The organism is Ammoniphilus soli, assembly GCF_040813775.1.
Genome location: NZ_JBEGDL010000013.1, coordinates 43,143 through 59,676, shown reverse-complemented (window position 1 = coordinate 59,676; position 16,534 = coordinate 43,143). Strand labels below are relative to the sequence as shown.

Here is a 16,534-nt window from a genome sequence, read left to right as displayed (position 1 = left end):
GTGACTTATTCCCCAAGCCTTTTTATGCAAATCTTTGTCTTCTCATCCATTGTGTTGCAGCCCACTTTTCCCCATTTATAACGGGTGCGCCACCATGAAAAGTTAAATCATTTAAATTCTGATCCTGATAGAAGTATTCGAAATACACCGCCATACCTTTATGTGGAGATACGGAAAAATTAAGTTTTGGAAAAAAAGTTGCTCCACCATGCTCTACATCATTTAGGTACATGACGAGTGTGCTGATTCTAGGATTATTTCCTGTTTTATTTGTTAATGAGAAAAAATCAAAATGAGCTTTATACTCTTGACCCATTTGATAATTAAGAATTTGCAGCCCTTCTCCATGTTCAATAGGTATATTCATGATAAAGGATATTCTTTTTTCAATTCTAGTAATCAGGTCATTTTCACCTTCTTGAAAAAACATACTACTACTTGTTCTTATTTCATTTACATCACGTGACGCACCAATTTTTGAACGCTCCATTTTCTCTTTTGACATTCTAATGAGCTCATCACATTCTTCGGCACTTAAAACATTACCTAAAATGACGATGAGTGGTTCATCTATTCTAGCAATGATGTTAATCTCTCTATCTTCTGTTTTTATTTTATTTCCAATGTGATTAAAGATGGTTTGTTCTTTAATCGTTAACTCGCTAGCATCTCCGCTCATGACTGGATTTGGCGAATCGCAGTGCTCCAACGCGGCAGAAATCGCTACTTTTTCATCTGTAAAATTTGTAAGTTTCTTTTTCATATATCACCTCAAAATTAAGAATTATAACTAAGATGTTGATGCATCAACTTCCTTAACCATTTGAGCATATGCTCTTTTAAATTGCTTTCAAAATTCAATTTGGTAATTTAAAAATAAGGGAAAGAATCGGATCGCTGATGAAGCTACCTTTTTTCCAATTCGAATGGGGAGGAATAAAGCAAAGAAGAATAAGTCACTTGTGCAGCCTAATGATAAGATTTTATCAGAGCATGAAAGATACGTAAATTGGGTAATTGAAATTATTTTTATAACGTGCATATCAATATAAAAAAACCTATTCATTACGACTAGTTGGAATAATGAATAAGAATGTTACTCCCACGGGTAAGATAGATTTCTCCATTTAGGTGATGCAATGCCTTTTTTGTGATTATCGGGACGTTTTATGTCCTTAGATACAATTTTATGTCCCTATATGGTAAAATAAAATATAATATAACAACATTTTAAGAAGAAGATTTCAATATTATTGGTTTCGTTTTTATGAAAGATATCCTGGATAAACAAGCTTATCGATTGAAGGAGGGCAAGATCTTGAATTATATTCATGAAATCGTTCTAAACCAAACAGGAAATCATGCATTCGTTATTGATATTGATCAAAATCAATGGTTTTGTCGTTACGTTCGTCAGCCTGAGCAGGGTGTGGAGAATTACCTTCTTGAGGTATTCCTGTTTTTTATCCATGATCGTTGGCGTTATTTTGACTGTGATGCAGCGTAATCCAAAACATCGCAATCTTTTTAGGTCATTACCTAATTCTAATTTGTGAGCTGGAGTTCAAAAAAGTCTTTGTTGCTAATGCAATAAAGACTTTTTTGTTTTTGATTAGACAAGGAAAACGTTGTGACAAAAAGAGGTAAATCCAATAGTAAAAAGCCGCCTAAAGAATTAGGCGGCTTTAATCGTATGTATGGTGGAGCAAAGCGGGATCGAACCGCTGACCTCTACACTGCCAGTGTAGCGCTCTCCCAGCTGAGCTAATGCCCCAATAAGTGGCACACGGAATAACTACGTGTGGCTGCTTCCTTCCGGACCTGACCCGTTCGGTAAGCATTCCGTTGCCGGTGGCAATCACTGGATTGGTTACCAAGATTGCCATAATATGTGCACCCTTCGGGTACAACGATCTCATTTCATCGAAGAAGCTGTTTCGACGTAGTGGTAATGAGTACAGATGGTGCCCTCTCCGAGGACAACGATATAATTCCAGCATATGGTGGACGATGACGGATTCGAACCGCCGACCTCTACGATGTCAACGTAGCGCTCTAACCAACTGAGCTAATCGTCCTTATTAATTTGGAGCGGACGACGAGACTCGAACTCGCGACCCCAACCTTGGCAAGGTTGTGCTCTACCAACTGAGCTACGTCCGCATGGCGGAGGAAGTAGGATTCGAACCCACGTGAGCTTGCACTCTAACGGTTTTCAAGACCGCCCCGTTATGACCACTTCGGTATTCCTCCATGATATTGGCTCCTCAGGACGGACTCGAACCGCCAGCCTACCGGTTAACAGCCGGTTGCTCCACCATTGAGCTACTGAGGAATGTTGTACTTGCTGACAAAAAAGATTATATAAGATTATGGTGTTAAAATCAAACGTGATTTTTTGGTATGAATGTAAATGAAAAATAAAAATGTAGATTTCTATGGAGAGGGTGAGCAATCGACACCTGTAGATACAAGAGCGTAATGGCAACGGCAGCATAGTAGAGCGACCATAATATGGTGTGGCTTCTTGGAAGGAGTGTAAGTTTCCCTTTGCCCCCATGGAATCGCTTGAGTTATATCCGCGCTTTTTGATTTCATGTAATCCATTTTTTCCCTTTGCTTTATCTTTTGGCTTTCTCAGGCGAGTAGGCAAATAGCAGATCCGTAATGGGCAGTCATTTCATAATAGGTGTGGTTGAGAATGGGGTCGTAGCGATCTGCCTTCTTGACCCCGGATTTTGATTACCCTGACTTCAGTTGTTTGAGGGTTAAGATAGTTATAGCACGAATTATTAAACACGGACTTTCTAAAAATTACGGTTTTGGAAATTTTGCGTAGTTTGGTATTGATTGTTCGTTTGTCCAATCCCATAATAGTCAGGCGTTAGGGTACCGTAACTATTTAGTTGATTAAAAGAAGCAGGTAAAGTTTGGCCGTTTGGATTCATTATCCTTTGTCCACTAATGTTATTAAAAGTCGGGTTGATTCTTGCTGGGTGAATGTTTTGACTAAATTGACTTTGAGCAGAAAATTGATTTTGCCCATAGCCTTGCTGTGGGATTGGATGGGACATTTGATTCTTTTGGCTTTTTGTCTGTTGCATTTGTCCGTTGCCATGTTGACTGTAAAACTGGGACATTGAAGTGTTTTGTTGACTTATATTTGGATTGGTTTTGTACTGTTGAACGCTATGGTTCAAAAGCGGTGTCGCTTTTTGAATAAAATCAGTTAGTTGCTGGTTCATCACTCGAAGTTGGTGTTGAGATTCTTCAAATAATTGCTGAATTTGTTGTATTAAATCATTAGGGTTGAAGGTATTGCTTGTTTGTTGATGTAAGGAATCTATTATTTCATTTAATTGGGATCTGATCACCCCAATTTCACGTGACATTTCTTCTTGTACTATTTTCTTTGCTTCTTTATCTACTTCCTGACGGGTTTGCTTATTCATTCATCTTGCTCCTTTTTTGTTATATGACTTTATTAGCATGAGCAAAATCCTTTTAAATATCCCTATCGATGTGCATAAAAAAACAGGATTGGTATTCAATCTTACATCATCATTATTTGGCATTTATATGTATCATCAGATATTATCAGCAAAGTCAATAGTTAAGGAGCCGTAATGAAATCGGCTCCTCTTTTTGTTCCTGAAATTCAATTATTACAAACCCACTGTCCATAATCGGATTGTGGGGCTGTTTCAATATTATTCCTGCAACCCGGCAGGATCATCTCCCGGATCACCTCAACATCCATTCCATTGACCGCAATTGATACACTTCCATTTGCCCCAGCTCCATATTAGATGGAATCCGCATATGGGACATTCTGGTGTTTCTTTTTCCATAAAGACCTCCACTTCAAATATATGTGTTCAGGATACGAAAATAAATCCGGACTGTCTAGAGGCGCGATAATAGATTTGATGGAGTAGGCAAGGGTATTCTGCTAACAGAGCGTTTAACGGAAGATAATCCAACGAATTGTGTCAATATTCAAAACTCCATTTCAGGATTAAACTATTAAGATATAGGACATCCTAACCCCCTCTAACCATAGTCTACAAAACTCTTCCCAAACTGGGATCGCGGAAAGGTCAACCTGCGGAAACCCACCTGCGAGAGCGCGGGTTGAAAAAACAAATGGAGAAACGGCATCTGTGGGACTCAATTAACAATACATACCGTGCTAGATGGGGAGTTGGCGGTGCCCTGTAACCCGCAATCCGCCTTAGCGGGGTTGAATTCCCATCTGCGGTGCGAATATGTGAGGTCTGCCTTGTGCAGGTAGTGTTGAGAATTGGGTCCAACGCAATGGAAGCCCATGAATCTGGTCAGGTCCGGAAGGAAGCAGCCATAAGTGGAGTCTTCGATGTGCCGGTGGAGCGCCTGATTTGAGCTAACCGCATAAGTAACGCTCGGATGTTCGTATCCAGGATGGGTGCACGGTGATTTATTATACATATAAGCTCGATGCAAGCCAATTCCTAACTTAAAGGGATTGGCTTTTTGTTTTATCAGGAGGTTCGATAACAGAAAAAAAGAGGGCATCTCTCAAAAGCTTTGCTTTTGGGAGACCCTCCTCTATGTAAATAATATGTCCGCCCTCTTTACTTACACCTTATATAAAAGCTTAAAAGGTTAGGGTTTAGTGAATTTCATGAAATAGGCGTTGCCCGTATTTCCACTTGCTTTTTAGATCGTCATCTCCAAAGCCCATTACATAAAAACCGTCTTGGCTGCATATGGATTGGAATCCGCATTTTCTCCAAAAAGGAACACTTTCTTCACAACTATCGAGGAACAAGGTAAACCCATTCTGTTTGGCCCATGATTCCAGTTGTTCGACAATACTCAGACCAATATGTTGTCTTCGATAACTTGTCGGTATGCGCAATAGTCCAATGAACAAAATATGATGTTTTATATCAACAAACAGGTCCAATACTTTATTATCATATGCAAATCCTGGATCTTTCATCATCTGGTCGGTACAGATCGTGATATGATCAGGCTCAATAGTTTCCATAGAATATATAGAATATTGGTCAAGAATGGTTTGCACATCAGAAATAAAAGAATATACCATGTTTTATCACCCGAATACATTATGCTCCATTTCGACAATGTTCGTCAATTTTTGTCAACGTTTACAATAACAAGTTTAAATTTTCAAAATAACTTATATTAGGAGACTCTTGTTTAAGATGAAAAAAGCCAATCCCTAAATCCTTGAAGGGATTGGCTTTTTGTGTTTCGGTTTCGTATCAGAAGAGTTTTAAGAAAGTAACAATCTATACGGGGATGGCAACGATAAGGCATCAGTCAATATAAGAAAATCCAAACGGATGAAGGCGAAGATAAATAGAAGGGGTAATTCGTTAGGGTAGCCGTCCATACGGCGGAATGATAGTAGCGGGAGCGAGTATGCACCCTAACGATGGTTTCTGTTTTTTCAAACGGCACAAAGGGGTTCTTTCTTCATCAATACAAGACGGAACTCTTAGAACGGGTGGAATACGAAGAAGAACTTACGGCATTGGTGCATTAAAAGGGGCGGTAATCATTCTAAAAACGTTAGTAGAATATGTACCGGCAGCAAACGGGCATAGATCGGTTTTCAGACAACAAAAGCTGCGGCAAAAGCGTGTCGGTCGGTAAGGGTTAGAATCCATTTAAGTGGGGATTTCTAGCCTATTTTTGCCTTGTTATTGCAAGCGGGTTAACTTTTATTTAGAAAATTTAAGCAGTTTGTTGAAGACGAGGCGATGTAACTTCCGATAGGAAGCGAGGAAAATTAACCCTAGAGCATTGTTAAAGTTAATGTTCGGGTTTTCAGATCCTTATCTCATTTGATATCTTTCTTATTACGGATTTCCATAAAAAAAGACAATATATTTCTATGTGATCTTGACATAATGAACGGTTTTCGATTATTATTCTATTGGCATGAAATGAATAAATTGTTGAGAACTGTTCGTATATCCTCAAAAATATGGTTTGAGGGTCTCTACAAGGAACCTGAAATTCCTAACTACGAATGGGGTATTTTTTATACCCTTTCGAGTTAGGATTTTTTATTTGCCCCAGGCATAGATAAGCCCAGTTCAGAGAGTTGAATGAGACCATTGAAACCATAGGAGGATCAATCAAATGAATAGATATGATGTAATTATCGTTGGTGGGGGACCTGCTGGTATTTTTGCTTCGTATGAGGTAACACTGAAGGCGCCTCATCTTAAAGTTCTGTTAATAGATAAGGGACATGATATTTACTCCAGACGCTGTCCGATTCTGGAAGAGAAGATTAAGCTCTGTCCTCCGCCTGCCGGCAAAAAGGATTACGCGGGATGTCTTCCAGCCTGTTCCATTACAAGCGGATTTGGTGGAGCAGGGGCCTATAGCGATGGGAAATTCAATATTACAACAGAGTTTGGAGGCTGGATGACCGATTATCTTCCTCCCTCTAAAGTTCTGGAATTAATTAAGGATGTCGATCAAATTAACCTGAATCACGGGGCCACGGAATCGATTACCGATCCCACTACGGAAACGATCAAAAATATTGAACAGCGTGGATATGCTGCAGGCTTGAAGCTATTAAGAGCCCAAGTAAGGCACTTGGGAACCGAGCAAAACCTCGAAATCTTGACGTCCATCTATGAATATCTGAAACAGCGGATTGATATGATGTATAAAACCGAAGTGGAAGATATTATTACCGTAAAGGATAATGATCAACATATTGTCAAAGGGGTCCAGCTGAAAAACGGGGACGTGTATTCAAGCGATCATGTGGTAATTGTACCGGGTCGAGATGGATCCGCATGGTTAACGGATGTTCTGAAAAAGAGAAAGCTGAAAATGTACAACAACCAAGTGGATGTAGGGGTCCGCGTGGAAACGTCCGATGTGGTCATGAGAGAAATCAATGAACATCTGTATGAGGGCAAATTTATATTCAATACTTCCGTAGGTACACGGGTAAGAACCTTCTGCAGCAATCCTTCCGGACATGTTGTGGTGGAGAATCACAGTGGAATTATGGCTGCCAACGGCCATTCCTACAAAGATCCAGCGCTGGGTTCAACAAATACCAACTTCGCTTTGCTTGTTTCACACACCTTTACCGATCCATTTGACAAGCCAAACGAATACGCGCGAGAAATTTGCAAGCGAGCCAATGATCTTTCGAATGGCGGCGTGATCGTACAAAAATTTGGAGACATCATTCGCGGAAGACGTTCGACGGTAAGCCGGATCAAAGAAGGATTCCTCGAGCCTACCCTAAAAGAAGCGGTGCCTGGAGATCTTGGCTTGGTCCTCCCGTATAACACGATGAAGAGCCTGATTGAAATGGTGGAGGCTTTAGATAAAGTCACACCGGGGATCGCATCCGAGCATACCTTGTTCTATGGTGTGGAGGCCAAGTTTTACTCAGCACGTCCGAAACTAACCGAAGAATTTGAAACAGAAATCAAAGGTTTGTTCTGCGGCGGTGACGGTGCAGGAATCACGAGAGGATTGGCCCAAGCCGGCGCAGCGGGAATTTGGATTGCCAGAAATATCATCAAACGTTGTGTTTAATGAAAAGGGCAACACGTAGAAAACCAACTGTCAATACAGTTGGTTTTTTTATAGATCAATTCGTTTCCCTTTCTCAACCATTCTCACAACTGAAAACAATGATGAAACCAGAATGGGGAATTCATTCTGGTTTTTAGCTTTATAGCCTATATAAACCTTTATCTGCTATGAAATGATGAAAAAACAGGAGAAAGACAAGATCTTAACTTAGAGATTATCCTGGAAGTTTAGTGATCAAAGATACTGTCATTACCAAGTAATATTTTTACGCCATGCTTCAGGAGTGCCGGATAAAAAAGCGCCAGCGCGTGGCTGATCGTCACTTTGCCCTTTAGCTTGGTTTGTTCGGTTAGATCGGCTATCTCGCGGATGGCAGACAAAGCCCGTTGGTGGTCCCTCATGAAGGTGAATATCAAAAGATTTTTCCATATTCTCGTCAACCAAGCTTGGGTCTAGTCCACCTGCATGGGTAACTCCAAGCTTCATGGCTTCGCGAATCAATCCTTCTACAGTGTTAAAGATTTTTAAGTTCAGTAACAATTTATGAGGTTTCCCACACTATCGGCAAACGAAGGAATAGTTTGATATAAAACTAATTATGTCGGATTTGGTCTCCTACTCCATGGTATAAGCATCCAAACCAGAATGGTTTGGATTTTTGTTTGGTTGATTATGTCAAGCAATAGTCCCCAGATTTTGTTACTGAACCTTCTCATGTGTGGTTCATCCGAATGCTATTTAGTTAACAAACGCACTATAAAATTTGTGAGTAAATTAATCAACAAGTTAATTGTGTTTAATGCTTCACTCAGTAGTAGTGAACAATAAAAACCGCTTATTTAGCGGTTCCCATAATATCACAATCCTTAATTTTTACATACTGACCGTTATGAGTTCGGACAATAAGGTGATCTTCGTATACCTCCTGTACAGTAGCTGGTGCATTTTTCAGTCCATGCATACGATATAGAATTACTCTTTGACCTATTGCGTATTTTTTATTCAAACGGCTCACCTCATCATAGTGTATGCGACAGAATTATTTTGGTTTAACAATGGATTAAGATCCCATAAATTCCATCACTTAGCATTCTACCACCCGTGAGGCAAGCACTTATGTCCTATGTTAAATATATGGGTTGACTTGATAGGGTGTGATGGGGAACCGGTTTTCTAAATTTGTAACATAATTTTAAAATTTAAGAAAACTGATTAAATTATTGGTTTTAGTCCAATCATAAAGGTAGAAGAAATGAAATACAGAAAACCGGAGGTTATGAAATGGGTTTTGCAAATGTGGAGATCGTTAATGTAAGAACTATTGATACAACAAGTTGGGATAGTCAGGTCATTATACGGGCTTCCAAAAACAAAAGAGTATACAGGTATTATTATGTATCACTTATTGGCGGTGGTTGGGAGGTATTACTTAGGAAACCTAATGATAAGGCTACTACGAGTCAAATACAACAAGAAGGGCTTGAATTACAAAGCCACCCAACAGTAAAAATGCAATTTCTGAATCATGATTTTAAAGAAACCAAAACATAAACTGTTTTGTCATAAAAGAAATAGCCCCCAGTAAATCGGAGGGTTATTTCTTTTATAACTACCGCGTTGCAAAAAGATAACATAAACCCAATGAGAAAAAGACGACTCTAAAATTCAGGAACCGAATTTGAGTCGCTTTTTTTATACAGCTAAACACCTAATCGCTGTGATCTTCGTCAATTAAAATATTATATATTTGAATACGGGTGCCCCGCTCCCCTTCGACAGTCGTTATGCAAGGAAAAATAGGTTTTTAATGAAGTAAGAGTGAAAAAAGAAAAAAGCCTAAGCGGGAACACTTAGGTGTAAGGACTCCCGCCTGGATTTTGCTTAAGGCAGAACGCTGCCCCCTTTGATAAATCTCCACTCCAAATGTCTGTCAAAAACATCATCAATACGAACCCCACCGGTTTTTTCACTCATTGTATGCAGGATTTTTCCATCTCCCAAGTAGATCCCACAATGAGTAATCCTTTGGTCTGCTTTGTTAATCCCAGCATAGTTTTCTTCTCTAGGCCCTCTGTAGGACATGAAAAATAACAAGTCTCCTCTTTTGGCGTCGTAAAGGCTCCATACTTTCCGGGGGGAATAGACATCAATGTATTCGGCTTGGCTCCTTGAATCACTAGGAAGATCTAGTCCTAATGCAGCCAAGTAGGCCCAGCGCGTAAAATCAGAGCAATCGAAAGTAGTGGGTGTATCCCGATCCGAACCATACTCATAAGGAGTCCCTAAAAATAACACTCCCATGGATATCACATTTTCCACATAGCCGCCTGGCAGAGGCTGGATAGCCGGATTTACCGCAGCTTGTGGAGGAACTCGGGATTCCATTATTTCTGTATTATTGATCGATGCCTTGTGCTGAAACTCATTTTCTACCCCTAAATCCCCAATCCTAACTAATCGATCATCCTCAAGTATGTCAGGATTGGTTCCTAAATCATTCGTTACAACCTCATCCATCCTTCTCGTTTTCTCATGATTAGCTTGAAAACCTTGATCATTTATACCGCAACCTGCCATAAGGACAAATAGTAGAAAGACTATTCCCAACCTTTTCAAGATTTCTCATCCTTTTCGCGTGGATTCATTTTTCATATTTTCCCACCGGTGAGGACGAAATACTCCCATTTATTCCATAAATCAATAAAAAACAACGCGCATTCGTGGGTTCACATGGATGAAAGTTGGGGTCACATCCTTACAAGAAAAAACTAGAATGTTACTATGCAAATCTTATTGGTGGTGAGAGACCATGATCCTAGATCCAAGAAGCAGAGAGATTCTGATGAAAAAAGCGTATGGGCGCCAATTGCTCCAGCCTCATCATATTTTTCGATTGCTTCAATGGTCGGTGAAAAAAAGAAAAGGAATTTCTATTATCCGTTTAGGAGACAAGATGGCTAAATTATTAGCGAAAGAGGAATTGTCTAGCCTAAAGAGGGAATCACCCTTCTTGGGAATCTCCTATCCGCCTAGCCCCCAATTGCTGCAAGACCTGAGCCGTTCTGTACGCCAGGCTACCGTGGTCGGAGTGACTTATTTTCCCATAAGGGCCAGGCAATTGCAAAAATTTATGAAGACGACGGGATGGATCCCGCGTTTTATTACCGACTCGTTTATTAATGACCTGATGTATGACCAAGGCTATCTTCATCATTTGCTTCGCAGCTCTCGGGTCGCTCTTGTAGGACGTTCGGCTGAAGCGGCTGCCCAACAGCTGAAAAAAATGAATTTACCTGTCTCTGTCGTTGTAAGTCTCGGTCATTATGATCGTCTTCCCCAAGCGTTTGCTCAGCTGGAGCGGACAAAAAACCAGTGGGATCTCGCCCTTGTCGGCGCTAGTGTTCCGGGCAGAATCTTGTGCGTTGACCTGACGAAGCGTTTGAATAAAACATCATTTGAAATTGGGCATATGATGGATGCGTTAGCAAATCCGAACGAGTGGAATCAGCATCATGATCGCAAGAAATTTAAGGTTCGGTGGATGCGCAAGCTCGCCCATAGGAAACTAGAAATTTGTCCATGAGGAGGAAATAATCATTTATTACTTTCATTGGCACTATTCTCTACCAAAACGGAATAGGCTGTAGGGTGATGAACCGGGGGAGGTGGTATGATGAATCAAGACACACTTGAAAAGGTCTTACAATTCATTGATAAAATGCCAGAAGAAAAAGCGAAACAATTATTACGTGATGTTCTTTTAGCTGTAGATATAACAGATAAACTTAAGGCATATAAAGAAGCGAATAAGATCCTGCGCGATATTGTAGCCAAGATTATCATTGAATAGGAGACTCTCGTAGGTGGCACAAGTACAAATGGTTAAGGAGTAGGTTCTAAAGGGCTGAAATCCCCAGTTTCTCACAGGAGAATCGGGGATTTTTTTAGTTGTAAATTAGAGTAATCAGGAAGTTATCATTGGAATATTGTGATAGTAACCTGTACATATAATATTTGGAGGGTACTGGTATGTCCGAGATCATAGAATTGAAAAAGCCTAAGCCAAAATACAAAAAAAGGTGGGTCTGGCTAATCGGAATTATTATTATTGTGAATATGAGTGGTGGAGAAGATCAACCTAACCAGTCTACACAGAAATCAAGCACTCTACCCTTAACCACTAAAAAAGCGTTGGCCCATCATCTGGTAACTGCACAGCCAAAATCAGAACACAACAAAGAAGAACTGCCTTCTCACAAAACGTCCATGAATAAAGCGGAGTTCGATCAATTAAAAATGAAGATGACATACGAAGAAGCTAAAGCGATTATTGGAGGGCTTGGTGAGGCTATGTCTGAAAGTGGAAGCCCTGGAGAACGGTTACATACTGTAATGTACCAGTATGAAGGAGAAGGGGATCCTGGCGCCAAGGCATACCTCATGTTTCAGGGTAACCAACTTGTTAATAAAGATCAGTTTGGGTTGAAATAGATTGAATTTCCAAGGGTCCGATGTTTCCGACTGTTTCTCCGTTTAGGCTAAAAAATGAAAAATAAGCGGAGTTTTTCCGGCTCAACAACCAAAATCCTGATCTATTTATGTTTTTGGGGCACGAAACCGTGGGCATTGTGGAAGAAGCAGGACCCGGAGTTCATCGCTTAAAAAAGGGCGATAAGGTGGTCATCCCGAATTGCATTGCCTGCGGCAAATGCCGTTTTTGTCAGAAAGGACTGGCATGCCAATGTGACTTTTCCAATCCGGAAGGAGAAATCGGTTCAGTTTTTGGATCTTCCAGGCTGTATGGGGACTATGAAGGAGGACAAGCGGAGTGGCTGCGGGTTCCTTTTGCCAATTTCACCTCCTTCCGGGTACCGGGTGACAATGAGATCGAAGATGATGTGCTTCTGCTGCTCACGGATGCCCTCCCTACCGCCTATTGGAGCGTCGTTAACGCAGGAGTGAAAGCGGGAGATACGGTCATTGTGCTTGGCAGTGGACCGGTGGGATTGCTCGTGCAAAAGATGGCATGGCTTCACGGGGCGGAAAGAGTGATCGCAATCGATCACATCGATAATAGGCTGGAACATGCTGAGCGAACCAACCGGGTCGAAACGTTTAATTTTCAAAGAGTCAATCATCTTAGTCAACTCTTAAAAGAGAAAACAGGCGGCGGGGCAGAAGCGGTTGATAGACTGCGTTGGCATGAATGGCATGTTTACGCCACTCGAACTGGTAGAAACAGTCTTAATGCTTCAAGGGGGAGCGATGGGAGCGATCGAGATGGCTTCCCAGGTTGTTCGCCCAGGGGAAACCATCCAGCTTACGGGAATTTACGGGGCTCGTTATAAGCGCTTTCCCCTCGGGGCTCTTTTTATGCGCAATATCACGCTAAAGATGGGGTTAAACCCGGCGACCCACCTGATTCCCGATTTGTACCGATTGCTGAGGGAGAAGAAGCTTAAGGCGAAGGATGTGATTACCCATCGGTTCACGCTTGAGGAGGGGGAGAAAGGTTTTCGGATGTTTGCCCATAAGAAGGATAGGTGTATCAAAGTCGTCTTGATGCCTTAAACTTGCGATTTTCAGGATAACCATGACTATAACACAAATGACCCGAAAGGAGGCCACGTTTCTAGTGTCCATCCTTACAGGTCACCGTTCATCCTTTTTTTGATTAATCCAATTCATCCGCAACCCCGTTAGAGTCCTTTCCTGTTCAAATTGTTGCAGCAGGGACGGGAAATCTTCGTGAATAAAAAGAGGAAATAAATCTTCTATGATATGGGGATACGGCTGCTTATTGATTTGTCTTAGGGCGACAAAAACCTCAAGTAGAAGGGCCTTCTGAAAGTCCATTCCATTTTCATGAGCTAATTGGAAAATCGAACCGTCTGGGCGAAGGTTTAGCAGCTTTTTTTTGATCTCATTATAGCGAGTAACGTAGTAAACATGGAGTTTATAAATTTGATAGTGCCGATAAATAATTTCTCCTGTCATTTTCACATTTCGGTCCGAAGGACTCGTAAAGCCGATCCGCTCTTCTTTCGGCAGCAAATAATAGCCATCATTGTGGATATGGTTGACCATATCTTTTGTTTTGGTATTGAATTGCTTATTGAAAGTCAAGATCGAGTATAGGAGCTCTTGAAATCGCATATCGTCATCTTTGAGCACGAAAATACGGTCCGCTAGAGGCAGCAGCTCTAGCACCTGATCGGTGAAATCTGCGGTGGAGACATCATAGATCACCAAATCATGTACGCGTTTGAGCTTCTTCATAATTTGCTTTTGCTTCCTGGTAGGCAAGACAGCAAATCGGTCGATGGTTTCATCCGTCAAAGGCTCGTTTTGAAGGACCCCATTCGAAACGAATGCTACCGATAATTTTTTTTCCTCTCTCAAATAACGGGTTACGGACAGCGCCATCTCCGTAACCCCGCTTTTTGGCCGCGGGGAATAAAAACCAACCACATACATCGTATACCTTCCTCCCATTCGCAAGGGGTTGCTCTATTTTATGCATAGAAAGGTGAACCCGTCTGTATGTTCGCCTTGATCGCGGCAACGGAGGAGCGGATTGAAGTGCGTAGCTATGACGAGGTTCTTTCAAGGGAAGGGATTGAGATTTATAAATGGCTTGTTTTTTCCAATAATCTGGACCGTCTGCAGCAAGTTCGCCGGCAAGTAGAGGATCTTGGAGGCTTCGCTGTCAGTTCTTCTGCGGATCATAATCTGGAAACGAATGGGGAGGAATGAATAAGATGCTAAAAAAACTATTCGGTTTTGGGACATAGATAGGGATGTCCAGAAAGTTTACCGTTCTGTCACCTTTATCCGGAAAGGTGTTGAAGTTGGAAGAAGTCCCGGATCCCATTTTTTTGCAAAAATTGATGGGGGATGGATTAGCCATTAAAGAAAAGAAAAAATTTCATTTTTGACCCTGAGTTTTTCAGGGTCAGTTTATATTGATTAAAAATACTTAAAGTCAAGATACAACTGAAGTTTTCCGTATGTTAATTCACCAGTCAGTAATAACTCTAACATTTGTTTATCGCTTAAAGAGGAAATAGCTGAGCCATTACCGCCACTATTATAAACTACATAATCACCGTTGACGAATTCAATCTGACAATTACATTTTTGCCCATTGTAAAGACCTGGAATTACTTTATTGTTAAAAACTGGTTTTCTCATCTGTCTTCACCCCTCTGACTATTATTATAACAAATTCGAAAGGGTTTTCAGTAGTAAAAGGGATCAATGGTAACAAAAAAGGGTAAAAAATGTTCAATGAAGTAACACTAATTGACTACATTCGTTACTGGATACTTTGGCCATCTATTTTTCTACTGTTATTTTCTTGTATATAAAAGAGGAACTATATTATCGTTTAATTCCAAAATGTTTAAGCAAACCGGCATCCAAGAGCGTAATAATGCTAGAAAGAAAAGAATAAATGAGACTGTAGTTTATGTTCAGTCTCATTTTGTTTGAGTTACTTTATTAGAAATGCTTTTACCATGAAACGTCTTAATGCATAACTCTAGAAAACCCCTCAAGTTTCTTTGGCATCCCATTACTTTTCACCTAAAGCAAGAGATTTTCTGTCAATCGCTTCAGGTTGTTTTTCTAACCATCCATGCTTAAGCATGATCGTAAACATCTTCCTAGAGCCTTCATGAATGTTTTCAAATATTTTATTGTAAGCCACAATTACATCCGGTCTCATCGATGAGGCCAGTCCTGTTCCATAAAAAGCAAGAGCTGCACTCGTTAGAAATGCAAGATGAATCATCATTAGTTTATCCGAAAACGGGCTGACAGTAGAGTTAGTGATTTCGGAATCCCATATTCGCGGGGTTGTCAGATGTTCCTGTTCCAGTATAGAGATAAAACTGTCAATATCCTGCCCTGCTTTCTCAACCACATGCAACATGAAATGGCGTACTTCCTCTGTTTCAGCTACCTGACTAAAAGCCAAAGCCAGAGCCTTATTTAGTGCGTTCTTTCTGGTATTAAAGAAAAGGCTATTAATTTCGGATGCGTTAAGTGGTCTACGGTCTCCAAACAAGTCAGTAATCATCCCCATTTTTTCAACAAACTCAACCTTTTCTGGAGATGGAACGGAAGGGGGATTTGAATACAGTCCTTTAGATTGTATATAACGAGACACTTTTGCAATCAATTCATAAGCTTTTGAGGTACAGTCAAAAAAATATTCCTTAATATCTTCCCGATCAGATGTCGTAATGGCTAAACTGTAAGCCGTTAACCCGTGTATCGTCATGATGTCTGTGTAAAATATGAGAAATTGGTCTGAAAATAATCGTGGTGCATTTAAATTTACATCATTATCTGTAAATCCAATGGGAACTTGGAAATTGGCTTGCTTGAAAAATTCCGTGAGTTGAACGATATGGCTCTGTGCCAATTGTAAAGCGTATTCTAAAAACGGTTGAATTTCCTTATCCTCAACAATGTTAAGAAAATATTTGTAGACGCAAATGCTTAAACTGTCGCCCATGTACTGAGTCCAAAGGTTAGACACTTCCGCGGCAGTAAAGGTATTCTTCTTTGTCCCACTCATCGAAGCGCTAATGGAGGCCGCCTTTTTCTCTTCCATTATTTGTCCTAGAATACTGGATATCTCAATAGCAGTAAGGGTGTTTTTCTTGTCTTCACCAATAAGGTTGTTTAGGACATTAGATATTTCAGAAGTGTTAAGGGAGTTGTTTTTAGCTTCTTCCATTATTTGTGATAATATGTTCGATATCTCAGAAGCAGAAAGGGAAGTCTTATTTGTTTCCTTTGCAAATTGTGTGAAAATATTTGATATTTGAGAAGTAGTAATCGTCCTGTTAACCATAAATGACCTCCAACAGACCATTATTATAAAGTTATATTGTGGAAGTATTCTTCGCAATATACTGTCAGAAGGAGCCGA

At 40.5% G+C, this 16,534-nt stretch carries 19 protein-coding genes, 5 tRNA genes, 1 other RNA gene and 1 riboswitch; of the genes, 12 read left to right on the top strand and 13 right to left on the bottom strand.

Annotated elements, in window-relative coordinates; translation table 11 throughout:
* Positions 1–22: 22 nt before the first annotated feature.
* Positions 23–679 carry a 2OG-Fe(II) oxygenase gene (locus ABLT31_RS22535; protein WP_367756144.1) on the bottom strand — a complete coding sequence of 219 codons (657 nt, stop codon included), beginning with the start codon at positions 677–679 and terminating at the stop codon, positions 23–25.
* A gap of 588 nt (positions 680–1,267) precedes the next feature.
* Here ABLT31_RS22535 and ABLT31_RS22530 point away from each other — a divergent pair.
* Positions 1,268–1,507, top strand: a complete 240-nt coding sequence (locus ABLT31_RS22530; protein WP_367755928.1) for a hypothetical protein — start codon at positions 1,268–1,270, stop codon at positions 1,505–1,507.
* A gap of 191 nt (positions 1,508–1,698) precedes the next feature.
* Here the strand turns inward: ABLT31_RS22530 and ABLT31_RS22525 are convergent.
* The 6 genes from ABLT31_RS22525 to ABLT31_RS22500 form a co-directional block, all read right to left on the bottom strand.
* Positions 1,699–1,774 (bottom strand) — tRNA-Ala (locus ABLT31_RS22525).
* A 227-nt stretch (positions 1,775–2,001) separates the two neighbouring features.
* Positions 2,002–2,078: transfer RNA gene (locus ABLT31_RS22520), tRNA-Val, on the bottom strand.
* A 9-nt stretch (positions 2,079–2,087) separates the two neighbouring features.
* Positions 2,088–2,163, bottom strand: a tRNA-Gly gene (locus tag ABLT31_RS22515).
* 1 nt (position 2,164) lies between these two features.
* Positions 2,165–2,253, bottom strand: a tRNA-Ser gene (locus ABLT31_RS22510).
* Positions 2,254–2,260: 7 nt separating this feature from the next.
* Positions 2,261–2,335 (bottom strand) — tRNA-Asn (locus ABLT31_RS22505).
* A 472-nt stretch (positions 2,336–2,807) separates the two neighbouring features.
* A complete protein-coding gene (locus ABLT31_RS22500; RefSeq protein ID WP_367755926.1) occupies positions 2,808–3,452 on the bottom strand; it encodes a hypothetical protein in 645 nt (214 codons plus the stop codon).
* A gap of 735 nt (positions 3,453–4,187) precedes the next feature.
* On the opposite strand from ABLT31_RS22500, the gene ffs reads away from it, so the two are divergent.
* Positions 4,188–4,452: signal recognition particle sRNA large type (ffs, locus tag ABLT31_RS22495), an RNA gene on the top strand.
* A 199-nt stretch (positions 4,453–4,651) separates the two neighbouring features.
* Here the strand turns inward: ffs and ABLT31_RS22490 are convergent.
* Positions 4,652–5,032 carry a GNAT family N-acetyltransferase gene (locus ABLT31_RS22490; RefSeq protein WP_367755924.1) on the bottom strand — a complete coding sequence of 127 codons (381 nt, stop codon included), beginning with the start codon at positions 5,030–5,032 and terminating at the stop codon, positions 4,652–4,654.
* A gap of 377 nt (positions 5,033–5,409) precedes the next feature.
* On the opposite strand from ABLT31_RS22490, the gene ABLT31_RS22485 reads away from it, so the two are divergent.
* Complete coding sequence (locus tag ABLT31_RS22485; protein WP_367755922.1) at positions 5,410–5,664, top strand: hypothetical protein; 255 nt, start codon at positions 5,410–5,412, stop codon at positions 5,662–5,664.
* A 296-nt stretch (positions 5,665–5,960) separates the two neighbouring features.
* A riboswitch (purine riboswitch) is annotated at positions 5,961–6,060 on the top strand.
* Positions 6,061–6,156: 96 nt separating this feature from the next.
* Positions 6,157–7,590: an NAD(P)/FAD-dependent oxidoreductase gene (locus tag ABLT31_RS22480; protein WP_367755920.1), complete on the top strand. Its 1,434-nt coding sequence runs from the start codon at positions 6,157–6,159 to the stop codon at positions 7,588–7,590.
* Between the two features lie 249 nt (positions 7,591–7,839).
* On the opposite strand, the gene ABLT31_RS22475 is transcribed toward ABLT31_RS22480, so the two are convergent.
* The gene (locus ABLT31_RS22475) at positions 7,840–8,130 is read right to left on the bottom strand and encodes a hypothetical protein (protein WP_367755918.1); all 291 of its coding nucleotides are present in this window, start codon (positions 8,128–8,130) and stop codon (positions 7,840–7,842) included.
* A 741-nt stretch (positions 8,131–8,871) separates the two neighbouring features.
* Here ABLT31_RS22475 and ABLT31_RS22470 point away from each other — a divergent pair.
* On the top strand, positions 8,872–9,141 hold the full coding sequence (locus tag ABLT31_RS22470; RefSeq protein ID WP_367755916.1) for a hypothetical protein: 270 nt from the start codon (positions 8,872–8,874) through the stop codon (positions 9,139–9,141).
* A gap of 330 nt (positions 9,142–9,471) precedes the next feature.
* Here ABLT31_RS22470 and ABLT31_RS22465 read toward each other — a convergent pair whose 3' ends face one another.
* Entirely contained in the window at positions 9,472–10,206 is a 735-nt protein-coding gene (locus tag ABLT31_RS22465; protein ID WP_367755914.1) for a C40 family peptidase, read from the bottom strand.
* Positions 10,207–10,399: 193 nt separating this feature from the next.
* On the opposite strand from ABLT31_RS22465, the gene ABLT31_RS22460 reads away from it, so the two are divergent.
* The 5 genes from ABLT31_RS22460 to ABLT31_RS22440 all read left to right on the top strand — a co-directional run bounded on the left by ABLT31_RS22460 (position 10,400) and on the right by ABLT31_RS22440 (position 13,161).
* A complete protein-coding gene (locus ABLT31_RS22460; RefSeq protein ID WP_367755912.1) occupies positions 10,400–11,173 on the top strand; it encodes a GT-D fold domain-containing protein in 774 nt (257 codons plus the stop codon).
* A gap of 90 nt (positions 11,174–11,263) precedes the next feature.
* Positions 11,264–11,440 carry a hypothetical protein gene (locus ABLT31_RS22455; RefSeq protein WP_367755910.1) on the top strand — a complete coding sequence of 59 codons (177 nt, stop codon included), beginning with the start codon at positions 11,264–11,266 and terminating at the stop codon, positions 11,438–11,440.
* 179 nt (positions 11,441–11,619) lie between these two features.
* Positions 11,620–12,081, top strand: coding sequence for a hypothetical protein (locus ABLT31_RS22450; protein WP_367755908.1), 462 nt, complete (start codon positions 11,620–11,622; stop codon positions 12,079–12,081).
* 107 nt (positions 12,082–12,188) lie between these two features.
* Entirely contained in the window at positions 12,189–12,938 is a 750-nt protein-coding gene (locus tag ABLT31_RS22445; protein ID WP_367755906.1) for an alcohol dehydrogenase catalytic domain-containing protein, read from the top strand.
* Entirely contained in the window at positions 12,871–13,161 is a 291-nt protein-coding gene (locus ABLT31_RS22440; RefSeq protein WP_367755904.1) for an MDR/zinc-dependent alcohol dehydrogenase-like family protein, read from the top strand. Before ABLT31_RS22445 ends, ABLT31_RS22440 begins: the two co-directional genes overlap by 68 nt.
* A gap of 81 nt (positions 13,162–13,242) precedes the next feature.
* Here ABLT31_RS22440 and ABLT31_RS22435 read toward each other — a convergent pair whose 3' ends face one another.
* On the bottom strand, positions 13,243–14,067 hold the full coding sequence (locus ABLT31_RS22435) for a hypothetical protein (protein WP_367755902.1): 825 nt from the start codon (positions 14,065–14,067) through the stop codon (positions 13,243–13,245).
* 66 nt (positions 14,068–14,133) lie between these two features.
* Here ABLT31_RS22435 and ABLT31_RS22430 point away from each other — a divergent pair, with 66 nt between their 5' ends.
* On the top strand, positions 14,134–14,346 hold the full coding sequence (locus ABLT31_RS22430; RefSeq protein ID WP_367755900.1) for a hypothetical protein: 213 nt from the start codon (positions 14,134–14,136) through the stop codon (positions 14,344–14,346).
* Positions 14,347–14,390: 44 nt separating this feature from the next.
* Positions 14,391–14,528: a PTS glucose transporter subunit IIA gene (locus tag ABLT31_RS22425; RefSeq protein WP_367755897.1), complete on the top strand. Its 138-nt coding sequence runs from the start codon at positions 14,391–14,393 to the stop codon at positions 14,526–14,528.
* 31 nt (positions 14,529–14,559) lie between these two features.
* On the opposite strand, the gene ABLT31_RS22420 is transcribed toward ABLT31_RS22425, so the two are convergent.
* On the bottom strand, positions 14,560–14,784 hold the full coding sequence (locus ABLT31_RS22420; RefSeq protein WP_367755895.1) for a hypothetical protein: 225 nt from the start codon (positions 14,782–14,784) through the stop codon (positions 14,560–14,562).
* A 382-nt stretch (positions 14,785–15,166) separates the two neighbouring features.
* The gene (locus ABLT31_RS22415) at positions 15,167–16,456 is read right to left on the bottom strand and encodes a DUF3231 family protein (RefSeq protein WP_367755893.1); all 1,290 of its coding nucleotides are present in this window, start codon (positions 16,454–16,456) and stop codon (positions 15,167–15,169) included.
* Positions 16,457–16,534 lie beyond the last annotated feature (78 nt).

Coding starts and splice junctions, on each gene's coding strand:
- ABLT31_RS22445 (WP_367755906.1), top strand. CDS start 12,189: ATGTTTTTGGGGCACGAAACCGTGGGCATTGTGGAAGAAGCAGGACCC.
- ABLT31_RS22420 (WP_367755895.1), bottom strand. CDS start 14,784: ATGAGAAAACCAGTTTTTAACAATAAAGTAATTCCAGGTCTTTACAAT.
- ABLT31_RS22470 (WP_367755916.1), top strand. CDS start 8,872: ATGGGTTTTGCAAATGTGGAGATCGTTAATGTAAGAACTATTGATACA.
- ABLT31_RS22530 (WP_367755928.1), top strand. CDS start 1,268: ATGAAAGATATCCTGGATAAACAAGCTTATCGATTGAAGGAGGGCAAG.
- ABLT31_RS22535 (WP_367756144.1), bottom strand. CDS start 679: ATGAGCGGAGATGCTAGCGAGTTAACGATTAAAGAACAAACCATCTTT.
- ABLT31_RS22455 (WP_367755910.1), top strand. CDS start 11,264: ATGAATCAAGACACACTTGAAAAGGTCTTACAATTCATTGATAAAATG.
- ABLT31_RS22490 (WP_367755924.1), bottom strand. CDS start 5,032: ATGGAAACTATTGAGCCTGATCATATCACGATCTGTACCGACCAGATG.
- ABLT31_RS22485 (WP_367755922.1), top strand. CDS start 5,410: ATGATAGTAGCGGGAGCGAGTATGCACCCTAACGATGGTTTCTGTTTT.
- ABLT31_RS22460 (WP_367755912.1), top strand. CDS start 10,400: ATGATCCTAGATCCAAGAAGCAGAGAGATTCTGATGAAAAAAGCGTAT.
- ABLT31_RS22430 (WP_367755900.1), top strand. CDS start 14,134: ATGTTCGCCTTGATCGCGGCAACGGAGGAGCGGATTGAAGTGCGTAGC.
- ABLT31_RS22415 (WP_367755893.1), bottom strand. CDS start 16,456: ATGGTTAACAGGACGATTACTACTTCTCAAATATCAAATATTTTCACA.
- ABLT31_RS22480 (WP_367755920.1), top strand. CDS start 6,157: ATGAATAGATATGATGTAATTATCGTTGGTGGGGGACCTGCTGGTATT.
- ABLT31_RS22440 (WP_367755904.1), top strand. CDS start 12,871: ATGGCTTCCCAGGTTGTTCGCCCAGGGGAAACCATCCAGCTTACGGGA.
- ABLT31_RS22425 (WP_367755897.1), top strand. CDS start 14,391: ATGTCCAGAAAGTTTACCGTTCTGTCACCTTTATCCGGAAAGGTGTTG.
- ABLT31_RS22500 (WP_367755926.1), bottom strand. CDS start 3,452: ATGAATAAGCAAACCCGTCAGGAAGTAGATAAAGAAGCAAAGAAAATA.
- ABLT31_RS22435 (WP_367755902.1), bottom strand. CDS start 14,067: ATGTATGTGGTTGGTTTTTATTCCCCGCGGCCAAAAAGCGGGGTTACG.
- ABLT31_RS22450 (WP_367755908.1), top strand. CDS start 11,620: ATGTCCGAGATCATAGAATTGAAAAAGCCTAAGCCAAAATACAAAAAA.